This window comes from Cohnella massiliensis, assembly GCF_900169535.1.
GTDB classification, from domain to species: domain Bacteria; phylum Bacillota; class Bacilli; order Paenibacillales; family Paenibacillaceae; genus Cohnella; species Cohnella algarum.
In genome coordinates this window covers 391,913-404,950 of sequence record NZ_LT821259.1, presented here as the reverse complement: position 1 = coordinate 404,950, position 13,038 = coordinate 391,913, and the positions used below count along the sequence as shown (strand labels likewise).

General features: G+C 61.1%; 14 protein-coding genes. 4 read left to right on the top strand and 10 right to left on the bottom strand.

Features of this window, described 5'->3' with window-relative positions:
• Positions 1-16: 16 nt before the first annotated feature.
• The 9 genes from B7E11_RS15755 to B7E11_RS15715 all read right to left on the bottom strand — a co-directional run bounded on the left by B7E11_RS15755 (position 17) and on the right by B7E11_RS15715 (position 8,658).
• Entirely contained in the window at positions 17-520 is a 504-nt protein-coding gene (locus B7E11_RS15755) for an A24 family peptidase (protein WP_080836318.1), read from the bottom strand.
• A 71-nt stretch (positions 521-591) separates the two neighbouring features.
• Positions 592-1,539 carry a TadE family protein gene (locus tag B7E11_RS15750; protein WP_139787223.1) on the bottom strand — a complete coding sequence of 316 codons (948 nt, stop codon included), beginning with the start codon at positions 1,537-1,539 and terminating at the stop codon, positions 592-594.
• Positions 1,502-3,793: a hypothetical protein gene (locus B7E11_RS15745; protein WP_080836313.1), complete on the bottom strand. Its 2,292-nt coding sequence runs from the start codon at positions 3,791-3,793 to the stop codon at positions 1,502-1,504. Before B7E11_RS15745 ends, B7E11_RS15750 begins: the two co-directional genes overlap by 38 nt.
• A gap of 17 nt (positions 3,794-3,810) precedes the next feature.
• Positions 3,811-4,506, bottom strand: coding sequence for a hypothetical protein (locus B7E11_RS15740; RefSeq protein ID WP_080836311.1), 696 nt, complete (start codon positions 4,504-4,506; stop codon positions 3,811-3,813).
• Entirely contained in the window at positions 4,493-4,699 is a 207-nt protein-coding gene (locus B7E11_RS15735) for a Flp1 family type IVb pilin (RefSeq protein WP_080836309.1), read from the bottom strand. The genes B7E11_RS15740 and B7E11_RS15735 overlap by 14 nt, the downstream gene beginning before the upstream one ends.
• Before the next feature lie 24 nt (positions 4,700-4,723).
• Entirely contained in the window at positions 4,724-5,569 is an 846-nt protein-coding gene (locus B7E11_RS15730) for a type II secretion system F family protein (RefSeq protein ID WP_176220783.1), read from the bottom strand.
• A complete protein-coding gene (locus B7E11_RS15725; protein WP_080836305.1) occupies positions 5,569-6,309 on the bottom strand; it encodes a type II secretion system F family protein in 741 nt (246 codons plus the stop codon). The genes B7E11_RS15730 and B7E11_RS15725 overlap by 1 nt, the downstream gene beginning before the upstream one ends.
• 4 nt (positions 6,310-6,313) lie before the next feature.
• Positions 6,314-7,549 (bottom strand): TadA family conjugal transfer-associated ATPase, encoded by a 1,236-nt coding sequence (locus tag B7E11_RS15720; protein WP_245809743.1) that lies wholly within the window; start codon positions 7,547-7,549, stop codon positions 6,314-6,316.
• Positions 7,543-8,658, bottom strand: a complete 1,116-nt coding sequence (locus B7E11_RS15715) for a P-loop NTPase family protein (protein ID WP_080836301.1) — start codon at positions 8,656-8,658, stop codon at positions 7,543-7,545. The genes B7E11_RS15720 and B7E11_RS15715 overlap by 7 nt, the downstream gene beginning before the upstream one ends.
• 253 nt (positions 8,659-8,911) lie before the next feature.
• Here B7E11_RS15715 and B7E11_RS15710 point away from each other — a divergent pair, with 253 nt between their 5' ends.
• Positions 8,912-10,126 carry a WD40/YVTN/BNR-like repeat-containing protein gene (locus B7E11_RS15710; protein ID WP_080836298.1) on the top strand — a complete coding sequence of 405 codons (1,215 nt, stop codon included), beginning with the start codon at positions 8,912-8,914 and terminating at the stop codon, positions 10,124-10,126.
• 295 nt (positions 10,127-10,421) lie between these two features.
• Positions 10,422-11,351, top strand: a complete 930-nt coding sequence (locus tag B7E11_RS15705; RefSeq protein ID WP_080836295.1) for a hypothetical protein — start codon at positions 10,422-10,424, stop codon at positions 11,349-11,351.
• A 65-nt stretch (positions 11,352-11,416) separates the two neighbouring features.
• Here the strand turns inward: B7E11_RS15705 and B7E11_RS15700 are convergent, their stop codons facing one another.
• Positions 11,417-11,797, bottom strand: a complete 381-nt coding sequence (locus B7E11_RS15700) for a hypothetical protein (protein WP_080836293.1) — start codon at positions 11,795-11,797, stop codon at positions 11,417-11,419.
• A gap of 329 nt (positions 11,798-12,126) precedes the next feature.
• Between B7E11_RS15700 and B7E11_RS15695 the strand changes: the two genes are divergently transcribed.
• Positions 12,127-12,255 (top strand): sporulation protein YjcZ, encoded by a 129-nt coding sequence (locus B7E11_RS15695; RefSeq protein WP_080836291.1) that lies wholly within the window; start codon positions 12,127-12,129, stop codon positions 12,253-12,255.
• Positions 12,256-12,427: 172 nt separating this feature from the next.
• Complete coding sequence (locus B7E11_RS15690) at positions 12,428-12,997, top strand: stalk domain-containing protein (RefSeq protein WP_080836288.1); 570 nt, start codon at positions 12,428-12,430, stop codon at positions 12,995-12,997.
• The last annotated feature ends 41 nt before the right edge of the window (positions 12,998-13,038 follow it).

The window sequence follows — 13,038 nt, the reverse complement described above, 5'->3', positions numbered from 1 at the left end:
CCCCTCCTTGGCAGAGCTAGGCGAATTGTCCCCACGCCAATACGGCGAACGCGGGAACCACCGCCAGCATAAACGGAAATTTGGCCGCTCCCTTGGCCGCCTCCAACGGGTGCCGTCCCCATGGCCAGGCTACGGCTTTGCCGATTTTTCTTAAGCCCGGAGCGCGCATCAGCAGCAGCAGAGCCGCAATCCCTCCCGCAAAGAGGATCGACCAAACGGCGAGCGCAAGCGCCTGCGCGACGCCGGTCCAAGCCCCGTAAGCGGCAAACCACTTGACATCCCCCCCGCCGATTCCCCGAAGCAGATACAAAACAAGCAGCGGCGCCATGCCGCACAGCAATCCCGAAACGGAGCTCCCCAATCCGTCCCAGCCTTGCGTCGCGCCGTGATAAACAAGCCCGGCCAAGGCGAACGGAACGGTCAGGACGTTCGGAATTTCCATTTTCCGCAAATCCGTCCAGCAAGCAATGAAAGTAAGCGTCGATACCGCGGCGAGCGCGACCGCTTCAACTAAGTCCATACCCGGCCTCCAACCGTTTGCGAAAATTCCGTACGATAGCCAAACGGAGCTGCCGCCTCGTAATTCGGCGGTCAAGCTTTGGCTCTGACTTCAAAGGTTTGCGTCAAAAGAGCGCCGCTTGCGGACCGCGCCTCCCAGGACCACTGCCCTGGCGTCGTGTTTCCCGAAACGTGCCACGTCCAGGTCACGACGCCCGATTCGTCCGCCGTCGCGGTCCCGAGATTTTTCGCCTGGCTCTCCCCGCTCTTGTAAACGACGGTAAGATCGACCTGCTGTCCCGGCTCGGTTCGCAGCCGCAGCGTCACCTTTCGGCCCCGCGTGACCGGATCGGGCGAAATGGACACAAAGGTCAGCGTTCCCGTTTCGGCCCCCGCTTCGGAGCGCCGGGCGGCAGATGGCGAGCCGCCGTACCATACCCGCTCCCTTGCCGACTCGCGAAGCAGCAGCGTTCGGCCGACGAACGGCACCTTGAACGGCAGCCGGTATTCCGCCTCGATCGTCAAAAACGCTTCCGCCGCATCATCGTCGTCCGGCAGCTCGACATTCACGACGTCCAAACGATCTTCCGCAAGTCCCGTCCCTTCCAGCTGCCGCTTGAGCATTTGTCCGAACGCCGCTCTGGCCGCGTTTTGTTCGAGCGACCATGAGCCGTCTGCGGCTTCCCTGGCCCATTCCGGCAAAGGGGAAGGAAGCCGCTCCCCGTACTCGGCCAGCGTCTCGCCGATCCCTTGCAGCTTCGCGGACCATTCTTCCGTTTTTTGATAAATGGGGGTCGACCTGACTTCATCGACAGCGAGCGCTATCGGATACCAGGCGGACGCGACTTGCCTGACGGTCTGCGATAACGCTCCGTGAAGCGACATCGCAATGATCGAAGTTTGAATCAGAAAAATGAGAAACAAGACCGTCAGCAAAAACATCGGCATGACAAGCGCGGCCTCGAGCGTGACGCTCCCTGCCGATCTCCGTTTTGCTCGGCCGTTACTGGTAAGCGTCGTCTGCCGTAAACTCGGCTTCATAACGGTTCCCTGCCACCTCTCCGCCCATCTGCCCTATTTTCCCCAACGCGCCGGCCACGCCGGGAAAAAACCAAAGCCGCAGAGTTGCCCTTCCCGTGCCGCTAACATAGGTGTAAGCTTTTTGGAGCGTTAGTCCCGTATTTCGTTCGATAACGGCGATCATTCGGGCGATTTGCCCGGCGGACCCGCCTTGAAGCAAGTAAAACAAACGCAAGTAATCGGAGTATGCCGTCTCCGCCTTCAAAAATTTGGACAACAGGACCGTTCCCGAATCCAATAGCTGCCGGATATCCGCCACGGCATTCGCGACCGCGTACAGCAGCGCGCCCGCAAGCACGAGCAGAGGATGTCCGAGCGTCCGGCTTTCGATCAATCCCTCCATCGTCCGGATCGCCAGCCGGAGCGAGAATATTTCGCCGTAAGCCGCCGCGATATTGCCGCCGGGATGGTTCAGCCCGTACAAAATAAACTCGGCCTCCTGCCGCTCCGGGCTCGTCGCCCCCTCCCCCGTTCCGGCGAGCAGGGCCATGACCTCCGCATGATCGGAGATGGAAAAACGGGATATGGCATACTCGGCAAAATATAACGTGTCCCTGGCGTTCAATGCCGCTTCGGTCAAGGCGCTAAGCCACCCTTCCGCGGCGCCGACGGCTTCGTCCCTCCCCTGCGAAGGATCTCGCGAAGGGACGGGTTCCGTCCGGCTGTCCTCCGCTTCGTTCCACGCCAGGTTGCTTTCGTAAAGCTCCGTCAGCTCGGCGAACGCTTCCCGATCCGCGGAAGTGCCCCCGATGGCGGCCAAGCCGCCAAGGAGAGAGCGGGCGGACTCCCACTGGACGGCGGCTTCCGATTCCATCCGCTTTCGCTCCTTGTCCGCGGAATTCAATTGATCCAGCCGATCCCGCCTCGCCTTCAAGACGGAGCCCGAAGACCCGTATCGGGAACGGTAATGCGCGCCCGAAGACTGAAGACGCTCCGCCCGGCTTCTCAACGTTACGCCAAGTCCGGATGCGTCCGGCGCGGAAGCTGCCGTCTCCCCGAAAGCTTCCGCCGCCGCCGCGATTTCCGAGGCATCCGCTTGCTGCCCGTTCAATTCGCCCGCGTAATCGGCAAAAAAGCCGTTGTCCATAACCAACTCGTCCGCCGATTGCCGAAGCTCCCTCAGCGTCTCGCTCGCCTCCTTCCCGATTCCGCCGGCTCCGGCACCCGCGCCGACCGAACCCGAAGCTTCTTCCGCCGAATCCGAGGCGTTCGCCGCGATTTCGCGCATTTCCTCGTTCGCCTCTTCCGCAGCGCGCAAAGCCTCTTTCGCCGCTTCGAGCGCTTCCCATGCCTCTCGTTCCGCCTTGCGCAGCTTGTCCGGCAAATCGGACGCGATTTCCGCCATCCCGGAAGCGTATGCGTTCGTCGCCGCCGTATGCATCGCCCCGCCGGCAGGATAAGGCTCGCGAAACGGCTTTCCTTCCGCTGCCGCCGCCTCGCGGCGGCTGTTCCATTGCGCGACCGCTTCGCCGTGCGCCCGGCTGCGTTCCTCGTCCTCCATACGTTTCGTCCAGTAATCCGGATACATCAGCGCCGCGTCCGCGATGTCGGCGACATCTCTCGCCGGCCTTGTCCCCGACATGGAGACGGCCGGATCGGGAACGTAGCCCGCCATCGCTTTCTCCAGCTTTTCTCCCGCTTCCTTCTGGCGCTTCAGAACTTCCTCCAGAGCGGCTTGCCGGCGGTCGTAAGCCTTCCGCATCTTCTCCAGCACGTCGACCGTCCGCTTCGTCTCCTTCATCGCTTCGTCCACGCCGCGAAATCGCGACAGCAGCTCGATCGTCAAATCGATCGGAGCCTTGTACTTCATGTCCTCCAGCACCTGTCGGCGAAATACGTCGTGCGAAGCGAGCGGACGGCTTTCCGTCACTTCCGAGCCGTCCCACCTCGCATCCAGAAACCGGAACGTCCGCGGGCCGTCCTGCTCCAGATTGCCTTCCAGCGTTCGGCGAAACACATCGTTTGCCGGCTCGCCTCCCCGGATAAACAAGCCGTACCGGGCATATACTCCCGGATCGAAGGAGGACAGGACCGAGCGGGCGCCCGATTTCGCCGCGAGCTCGGCCTGCTTGCGAAAAGCGGCTACCCGGGCGAAATCGATCAGCAGGCCGTTCAGCAAAACGAAAGCCGCCGTCGCCGCGATAAAATAAACGGAAACGGCTCCTTCCGCGCGTTTTCTTCGGCCGGCGTCTTGTTCCTTTCGTTCCCACGGCAAGGGTTCCCCCTCCTCTCTTATTGGCTCTTTCGCTCTTCCAGGACGCCGGCGGCCTGTTTGCGGTAGGCGGCCGCTCCGCCCGCCGCGTTCCGGATTTTCACCGAGTAATAGCGGAGAAGATCGATTGTCCGCAAAAATTCCGCCGGCTCCACGATCGCCGCGGATGCCTTCATGCCGAAAACCGTCGTGCCGTTAAAACGGCGAAGCGGTTCCGGGGCCAGCTCGCTTTGCGCGGCGGTCGCGATTTCCCGCCATATCACCGAGTTTCGGTAGCTCATCTCGCCCGTGGCGGCCGAATCGATCGTCTCCGCGGAAGCGGAAAGCTTGCGGAGCGCGAGGTTTCCTTCGTCCGCCCCTGCTTCGGCGGGAAGCGGTACGCCGAAGTCCGATTCCGCGACGGCCTGTCCGAACAGTCCGGCCAACAGACGATCGTCCGTCAGGCGCCAATACAAACCGTCGTGAACTCCGTTCGGGTAAGCGCCGGTTCGGAACTCCTTGTTCGAATTCGACCAATTGAAAGCGGCCCTCTCCCCCGCTGTCGAAACGTTATAGTACAATATCGCGCCCTGGGCGATGAAAATGGCGAAAAATAGCGCGACGAACGTAAGCATCATGATGATCGGGACGACCATGGAAGCTTCCAGCGCAAAGCTGCCGGAGCTGTCCAGAAGGCGGCGGTGGAACGGAAGGCGTCGTTTTTTAAGAGAAGACATCTTCCGATTTCGTCTCCACTTTGTCAAAGAGCGAATTCAGGAATTCCGTAATTCTTTCCCTGAACAACACCACGATGACGATGATCACGGCGGCGATCAGCACGATTTCCAGGGTTCCCAGGCCCTCTTTGTTTCTCCAAAATGCCGTTAGCCACTTGGCGCCGGCGCGCTGCATTCCTCTTGTCAAGCTCATTTCGAAATTCCTCCTCCATCGTTTTCAGATCGACATCATAAACATAGCCGGCGTGCCGACGAGCACCATCACGATCAAAAAAATCAGCACGAGCGGGAACGCCATTTTGGAGGACGCCTGTTCGCCCAGCGTGCGTGCGACGGCTTTCCGTCTCTCCCAAAGCGTCTGGGACAACTCCCTCAACGAGGAAACGAACGTCTCGCCGCCCCGCTTCGCGTTCGTCAGCAGCGTCGAGGCGAACATTTTCGCTTCCGGCACGGCGCAGCGCCGACCGAACTCTTCCATCGCGATCGCCATCGTCTCGCCGCGCTTCATCGCTTCGAGCGCCGATCTCAGCTCCGCGTATAGCGGATGCCCGTCAGCCGCCTTCCTCTGGACGCAGCGTTCCAGCGCCCGCATGACGTTTTCGCCGGCATTGACCATCAACAGCAGCCGATTCAGCAGCTCGGGGAGCTCCAGCACGATCGACTGGCGATGCCGGTTCACCTTGTCTTTCAATTCCCGCCATCGCAGCAGCGGCATCAGCGCGGCAACGACCGCGCCGAACGGAACGAGCTCCGGGCTCTCGGCCGCAATGCCGAGCAAGCCGACGGAAAGAAAAACCGCATAGGACAACCCAAGAGCTTCCGCCGCCCAGCCGATTAATCGTTCTCTTGTGCACGCCCCGCCATGGAGCGCCGCCAGCGCCGCTTGCGGACGCTGCAGCAAGCCAAGCAGATGCCTGTAGATGGGGGGACGGTTCAAAAGCCGCGCCATCGGAGCCGCGAGAAGGTTCCGCTTCCCGCCCCCGCGGGCGGTTTTCAAAGCTTGCAGGTGCAGCAGCAAATAGACAAGACCGAAGAGGCTCCAAACTGAGATTGCGGCCGCCATCATATCCGGATATCCATCAAACGCGCCATCCACCAGCTGATCAGCCCCAGCAGCGACAAGCAGGCCGTCAGCACCACCCAACCGATGCCCTGCCGCAGGGCGGACATATAATCGCTGGCGATAACCTGCAGCAGAAAAACAAACCCAAACGGCATCGCCATCATCAGCTTCGACTCGAGTTTTTTCTGCGCGATCAGCACCGTCACTTCCTGCTCCACCTCCATCTTTTCGCCGATAAGACCGGCCGTTCTCCGGACGACTTCGACGAGATTGCCCCCTGCCCGCTTGCAGATCTGGAAAGCTTCCGCGAAGTTCCGCACCTCTTCCAGCCCGCTTCGCTCGGCAAAATCGGCAAGTCCCGCTTCGAACGGCTCGCCGTTTCGAAAGCGGATGTCGATCGCCCTGATTTCCCGAAGCAAATCGGCGTTCGGATCCCCGATCAGCATGGCGACATCCTGCTCCAGCACCGAAAAGGCGTTCTCCACCGACCTTCCTGCCGACAGCAGCGCCGACAAAGCGCCGAGCGCTTCTTTGAAATGGCGGCGAAGCTTGTCCAGTCGCTGCCTGCGAAGCTGCTCCCGCAGCAAGCGAGGCCCCCCCATTCCGCACAAGGCCGCCGCCAGCGCGACATACGGATTGCCGTAAAGCATCCATGCGGCTCCAAAGCCAAACAGGCTCCCGGCGCCAATGGCCGCGAGCCGCTGCTTGCGGCTTAAAACGTAGATCCGGTAATCGGTCAAAAGCTCACTCTCCTTCCTCGATTCCGGCAAACCTCAGCTTCCGCACGTTCGCCAACGGGGCGATTCGCGCAAGCATCCCCTCCTTCGGGCCTCCTCCTTCCGTTCCTTCCTCGAACCGAAACAGCGTGCGCAGCTTCACCTCCCCGTCCTTCATGCCCTCCATTTCGCATATTTCGGCCACCCTCCGGGAACGGTCCCGAAACCGGCTCAAATGAACGACGATATCGATCGCGGAAGCGATTTGCTGCCGAACGACCGGGACGGGCAAATCCGCGCCGCTGAGCACCATCGTTTCGAGCCTCGACAGCATGTCGCGGGCGCCGTTGCTATGACCGGTGCTCAAGCTTCCCTCATGCCCCGTATTCATCGCCTGCAGCATATCGAGCGCCTCCTCCCCGCGAACTTCGCCGACAATGATCCGGTTCGGCCGCATCCGCAGCGAAGCCCGGATCAGCTCGCGCATCCCGATGCGGCCCTTGCCCTCGGTATTGGCGTTACGGGTTTCGAGCGACACCAGATTGGGCACGCCGCGAATTTGCAGCTCGGCGGCGTCCTCGATCGTAATGATGCGCTCGTCCTCCGGAATCCATTGCGCAAGGGCGTTCAGGAACGTCGTTTTCCCGGAGCCGGTCCCGCCGCTGATAAAGATGTTGTACTTCGCCCGCACCAGGCGCCGGAGCAAATCGGCCGCCTCCTCGCTGACGGAGCCGCGGGCGACCAGATCGGCCATGGCGGGAGGCTGCCGGGGAAACCGGCGGATGGTCACGATCGGACCTTTAAGCGAAATCGGAGGGAGAACGACGTGCACCCGGGATCCGTCGTCCAACCGCGCGTCCACGATCGGCGACGACTCGTTCACGATCCGATTGACGCTGCCGACCATCGCCTGAATCAAATCCTCCAGCCGCTCCCGGCTTTCGAACTGGATGCCCGCGGGCGCCAGCTCCCCGAATCGCTCGACGAAAATATCCCCGTGCCCGTTGATCATAATTTCCGTAACGTCCGGATCGTCGAGCAGCGGCTGAAGGGCGTCCAGCCCCCGAAACGAATGGTAGAGCCGGCTTACCGCCGCCGCCCGTTCCGCGGCCGTCATCCTTTTCGCCTTCTCGTGCCGAAACAGCTCCCTTTCGATCAAATCCCGCAGATCGTCGTCCGACAAAGAGGCGTCCCAGGCGAGCTGCGCGCGGACCGCTTCGCGGAGTTCGCCGAGCTCGGCGGAAGACAGCCCCGAAGTCACCACCTTCCCGCACCGCCGACGCTGCCCGCTCCGGAATTCGCAAATCCCCACTCGTCGAGAAGCTTGTCGACCGCTCCGCCGAAAACCGGAGAAGCCAGCCATTGTTCCGGATCGTTCACCGTCTTCCACTGCGGGATATAGGGGAGCCGGCCGGCCGGCTCTCCTCCCGGCAACCGCCAACCGTTCCTCATCGCTCCGGAATATTTGTTCACCACGAAAGCCGTATGCCCGCGATCCGCCGGGAGCTTGTCCCGCCAATGCCGGACCAGCTTCTCCGTCTTCCGCATGCTGAGGACGTCGTCCAGCACGATCCATGCCACGCGGTCGCTGGCGTTAAGCAGCTCCAGATGCCAGTCTCCGCACCCGCAGTCGGGATCGGCCACGATCAGGTCGTATTTGCCGTGCGACCGGATGGCGGCGACCAGCTCGCGAAGCTGCTCCGCGGACATCGCAATCCGCTCGCCCGGATGATCCGGAGCGTCCAGGTAATCGAACCGCAAACGCTCGTCGTTTCTTCTGAGGCGGCCCCACTCCTCCGCCCCCCGGTCCGGCCGGGCGCGCATCGCGTACAGCAGCCTCGACAAGCTGTCGGGCTCTCCGCCGCGCCATAAAACGTCCGATGCGTTCAGAGCTTCCAGATTCAAATAAAAAACCCGCTTCCCCCGCTCGCCCGCCAATCTCGCGATGTTGAGCGCCAGCGCCGTTTTCCCGCAGCCGCCGGAAGCCGAAAACACCGTGAGCAACGACGCGCCTTCGATTGACCCGCCCCCTTTCTCTTTTCCGCCGCGCGCGAACGCCGTCAGCTCGGCGCGAATGCGGGACAAAGGCTGGTAGGCCGCGATTTCGGGAGCCCCTTCGCCCTCCCCTTCGGCCTCCGCCAGGGCAACGATCCGGTCGCCCCATCTCCCCATATCGGCCTTCGCCCGGAGCTCCCGGATAAACGAAGAATGAAGCAGCAGCAGCTCCGGTTCCGGACGTTCTTCCAGATGGCGAAGCAGCGCGATTTCTTGCGTAAACGTCGCGATCCGCCACCTCGGCTCGCTCTCGCGCAAATAGCGAGAAAGCTTGTCGACATACTGCAGCTCGGGCGCGGCCAACACCAATCGCAGCAAACAAGTCCCTCCCTTCGTCTTGCGGAAAACGCAAAAAACCGCAACCCCCGATGCGAGATCATCGGAAATTGCGGTGCTTCCGCCAAGCGTATTCAACGTATTTCCACTTTACCACGGCTTCCGTTGACGGTCAATGCTTCCACGAACAAAATACGGAAAATTTACTCCCTATTGGGAAAGCTACATAGCGGAACGAATGCGATCCCCCGATCCCCCATTCCCAGAGCGCCCCCGCGCGGAAAGGAAAATGAACATGCTTAAACATGCCGCAATCCCGATCGCCGGCTGCTTGCTGGCCGCGCTCGCTTTCGTTTGCGCCCCTTCCGCTTCAACCCCGGCGGACGCGGCAAAAGCCGCTTCCTCCGCTTCCGTTTCCGCTTCCAACGCCCCCTCGGGCGCCGAAACGGCCACGCCCCCGCGGCTGACGCGCGTCCAATTCGTCGATTCCGGGCATGGCTTCGCTGCCGGAACCGCCGAAGAAGACGCGACGAGCCGCCTGTGGCGAACCGCCGACGGAGGGAGGACGTGGGCGTCCTTTCCGATCGAAGAAGGAATGCGCGAGGCAACCTTTTCGTTCGCGGACGAGAAAAACGGCTGGGCAATCGGCCCGAGCGAATGCAACCAAGCCGGCGGCGACGTTCTGTGCGGCCGGATGACGATCCTGCGCACCGAAGACGGCGGCCGGTCCTGGCGCGGCCAGTGGACGGTCGCGGACCCGAGAGCCGGAGGCGACGCCGAAATCCAGGCGGTCGACCGCGACACGGCGTTCGTTCGGGTTCGCTCGGCGATCGGCAAAACGACCGACGGCGGCAAAACCTGGCTGGACGCCTCGATCGAAAATGCCGAAGAAGCCGCGCCCTATCATATTTCATTCGCGGACGCCGCCACCGGCTACGCCGTCGGCCGGCTCGGAACCGAATGCCCGGATCCCGGCCTCGTTCCGTCCGATCGCGACGCGGATTGCCGCGCCGCCGTCTGGAAAACGAAGGACGGCGGCCGGAGCTGGACGCTTCAGCGCCGAGCCCCGAAGCTCGGCGGCGAATGGACGCCCGCGGCCGTGCAGTTTGTCGACGCTGGCAAAGGCTTCGCCTTGTTCGTCAATCCCGAGACGCGCGGCTCGCTCCTGTATGCGACGGACAACGGCGGCGTTCGCTGGAAGCTGCGCAGCGACAAGCTGCCGGGCATTCGCCCCTATCCGGCCAAGCTTGCGTTCGTCTCGCCCCGCGTCGGATACGTGCCTTTGCGGACAGGCGCAGGCCCGGTAGAAGGCGGTTTGATGAAAACGACAGACGGCGGCTCGACCTTGGTCAAGCTGGAGGATCCTCGTCTCGTCAGCGTCGAGGATGCCGACTTTCTCGATCCGCAGACCGGTTGGATCGTCGCCATGAACCCCGACCGGCCCGGGTCGACGCTCCTTCTCGGAACGAAGGACGGCGGCGCTTCCTGGACCGATTTCACGCCTCGTTGAAGAAGAAAAACCGCCGCCTAACTTTCGGCGCCCGCCCCGGCCCGGTCCCGGGGCAGGGCAATGCATTTCCGTCGAATCTTGGCGATGATCGGCCATCGCAAGCTTGAATCCGGGGCCGGATTTCCCCTTGCAGCCATTCGGCATGAAACAATCCGGTCGTTCCCATCGTTTTCCCGACCTCCCGATGGTTGCGCCCCCGTCCGTCCGCCCGCTCCGCAAACCTCGGCGGCGAATTTGTGGAACCGCTTTATAGATTGTATACTTATTTTTAACATGAAAAATAGAGGGTGACCCGATGGAAAGCTTGAAACAGGCTTACGAAGTACTGGGACTTTCGGAGGATGCGACGAAGGAAGAGCTTGAACACCGCTATTACTTGCTGATGCGGCGGCTGCGGGCGCAGAAAATGCGAGAAGCCTCGGAAATTCCCGATGGCGAACGGCTCGACGAGGATGCCATAACCCGAGCCTACCGCTTTATCCTCGATTACGAGAAGGAGCAGGAGAGCCAGGCGTACATCGAGCAGCACTACGGCAAAAACAAGGCGAAAGCCGAACGAAAGCTGAAGCGGGAGCACTTTTTCCAATACTATAAGTTTCATATCCTGGGCGCCATTCTCGTGCTCGCTCTTATCGGTTACGGCATAAACAGCTATATCGATCACCGCGAGGAGCAGCGGAGGCTCGCCAGCCTTCCTCCCGCGAGCCTGTCGGTCATGTTTTTCGGCGAATATTTTTACGGCGAGGGCTTCGGCAGCGATACCGAGCCGCTCGCGGAAGATATCGTCGCCCTTTTCCCCGATTGGCAGCGCGTCATCGCCGGACTGACCTACGTGCCTTCCGAAATCCGCAGCGAGCAGGATATGGCCCTCATTCAAAAAAGCATGATCACCATGATCGACGATAAATCGGATTTATTCATTCTGGACAGGGACAACTTTTCGAAGCTGGCCAAGCAGGAAGCGTTCCTGCCGCTCGAGGAAGCCGCCGGCGAGGCGATCCGGCCGCTGCTGGATACCGATGCCGCCGTTGCGGAGACGCTGGAGCCGGGCCTAAACGAGGAAGATGAACAACCGGAAGAGCATGTCTACGGCATCGATCTGAGCGATACCCCGATCGGCGAAACGCTCGGCATTACCGGAAACGAATTTATCGCGGCGATTCGCGCGACCGCCGAACATCGGCAAAACGCCGAAGCGTTTATCGCGTATTTCGCGGCGCAATAACAGAAGCCCGAAGGCGATGTGACGCCTTCGGGCTTCTCCGTTTTTCGGCCTTCGCGGCTTTACGCTTATTCGGCGGCCGGCAAGGTGACGCCGTCCGTCACGCCGGAATCCGTGCCCTGAACCGGCAGGTCGCCCGCTTCCGCCGGCGTCTCGCTTTCGCCGATCGCTCCGGCATCGGCTTCCGCGTCTTGTTCGGCTGCCCCTTCGCCGGCCGTCCCTTCAGCCGCGCCGTCCGTCGCTTCGCCGGAAGCCCCGTCATCCAGGCTGCCTTCCGTCTCCATATCCGTTTCCTCATCCAATCCCGTATCCGTCGGAGCTTCTTCTTGTATCGTGCCCGTATCGGTTACGCTGCCGCCGTTCCCGTTATCGCCGTTCGACGAGCAGCCGGCGGCGAATGCCAGAAAAGCCGCCAACGCCAACATGATGGACCATCTGTTGAATTTCATCCGATATGACCTCCTTGAAATTTTTGCATGTATTGTCGCGAGTTGCTCCCGCAGTCTCCGGTTGAGCTATCGCCTCCCTCCCGCTACGATAACGGTACCCGCGAAACCTTAGCGCTTCCTTAAAAAAAGGCGAATATGAACGATCCTTCATTATTTTTACATTTTTCTCATCGGATCTTTTTCCGTCGCCCGCTTGTCTTCTTTCGGCCAAAATGCTTGTGCGCTCGCGGATATTTGCCGATCCGGGCGCCTGTACTGTCGATCTGCTTCCCCGCACATAGATTAACAGGGTGATATTCATTCACAATAATCAAACGGTGGTGATTGCCATGAGTTATCCCGTTGGAGGCGCTGCTTGCGAAGGTCCCAAGTACGGCGGCATGGGCGCAGCCGCGTTCGCTCTTGTTCTCTTCGTTCTGCTTGTCATCATCCTCAAAGCAGGCTACGGCGGCTACTGAGTTTTCGTTTTAAACGGTTTATCGGGCATCGCGCCGACAGGGCGCGATGCTTTTATCTTTTTTAGGCCGTAACCCCCGTCCCGAACCGCCGGATTCCATACGAACGTAGGAGGGCGAACGATGGCCTGTCGTGGTATAATGGACAACACACCGCAAAAAGGAGCTGATTTTGTTGAAATCCGCACGCATGCTCGTTGTCGGCGTTCTTGCCGGCATTTTGCTCGCCACGGCAGGCTCCGCGTTCGGCGCCTCCGCATGGAAAGAAGTAACCGCGCTGCTGCGGCCCGATTTCGTCGTGAAAATAAACGGAAAAACGGCGGACTTGTCCAACGATCCTTTGACCTATGACGGGACGACATATATTCCGCTCCGCGAAGCCGGGGAGTTGTTCGGTTATGATGTCGGCTACGCGAACGGTACGATTACGCTGAAAGACAGAGACGCATCCGCGGGCGGCGGCACGGAAGAAGGCATCGACTCGCAGGATTGGGTGGCGCTGGACGACACGGAGGCTTTGGGGATAAAAGCGGAGGTCGGCGAGCTCAGCGGAAACAGCATTTACAACGGGCTCACCTTGTCCGGCAACGGGATTACCGTCGAAGTGCCGCAATTCCGGCTGGACACCTCTCCGGGCGTAGCCGTTCATTCGTTGACGGACGGCGGAAAAATTACCATTAAATACGCCGACGGGAAAGCGTACTTATCGATCAAAAGCCTGCGCGAGCTGAAGCTGGTTTCCTGACGGACGCCCGCAAACCGCCTGCATCCGGTATTGAATCCGGG

What these genes read in the sequence shown, in the direction of transcription:
- B7E11_RS15755 (WP_080836318.1), bottom strand. Translation starts at nt 520, where the DNA reads ATGGACTTAGTTGAAGCGGTCGCGCTCGCCGCGGTATCGACGCTTACT.
- B7E11_RS15700 (WP_080836293.1), bottom strand. Translation starts at nt 11,797, where the DNA reads ATGAAATTCAACAGATGGTCCATCATGTTGGCGTTGGCGGCTTTTCTG.
- B7E11_RS15735 (WP_080836309.1), bottom strand. Translation starts at nt 4,699, where the DNA reads ATGAGCTTGACAAGAGGAATGCAGCGCGCCGGCGCCAAGTGGCTAACG.
- B7E11_RS15710 (WP_080836298.1), top strand. Translation starts at nt 8,912, where the DNA reads ATGCTTAAACATGCCGCAATCCCGATCGCCGGCTGCTTGCTGGCCGCG.
- B7E11_RS15750 (WP_139787223.1), bottom strand. Translation starts at nt 1,539, where the DNA reads ATGAAGCCGAGTTTACGGCAGACGACGCTTACCAGTAACGGCCGAGCA.
- B7E11_RS15705 (WP_080836295.1), top strand. Translation starts at nt 10,422, where the DNA reads ATGGAAAGCTTGAAACAGGCTTACGAAGTACTGGGACTTTCGGAGGAT.
- B7E11_RS15730 (WP_176220783.1), bottom strand. Translation starts at nt 5,569, where the DNA reads ATGGCGGCCGCAATCTCAGTTTGGAGCCTCTTCGGTCTTGTCTATTTG.
- B7E11_RS15695 (WP_080836291.1), top strand. Translation starts at nt 12,127, where the DNA reads ATGAGTTATCCCGTTGGAGGCGCTGCTTGCGAAGGTCCCAAGTACGGC.
- B7E11_RS15740 (WP_080836311.1), bottom strand. Translation starts at nt 4,506, where the DNA reads ATGTCTTCTCTTAAAAAACGACGCCTTCCGTTCCACCGCCGCCTTCTG.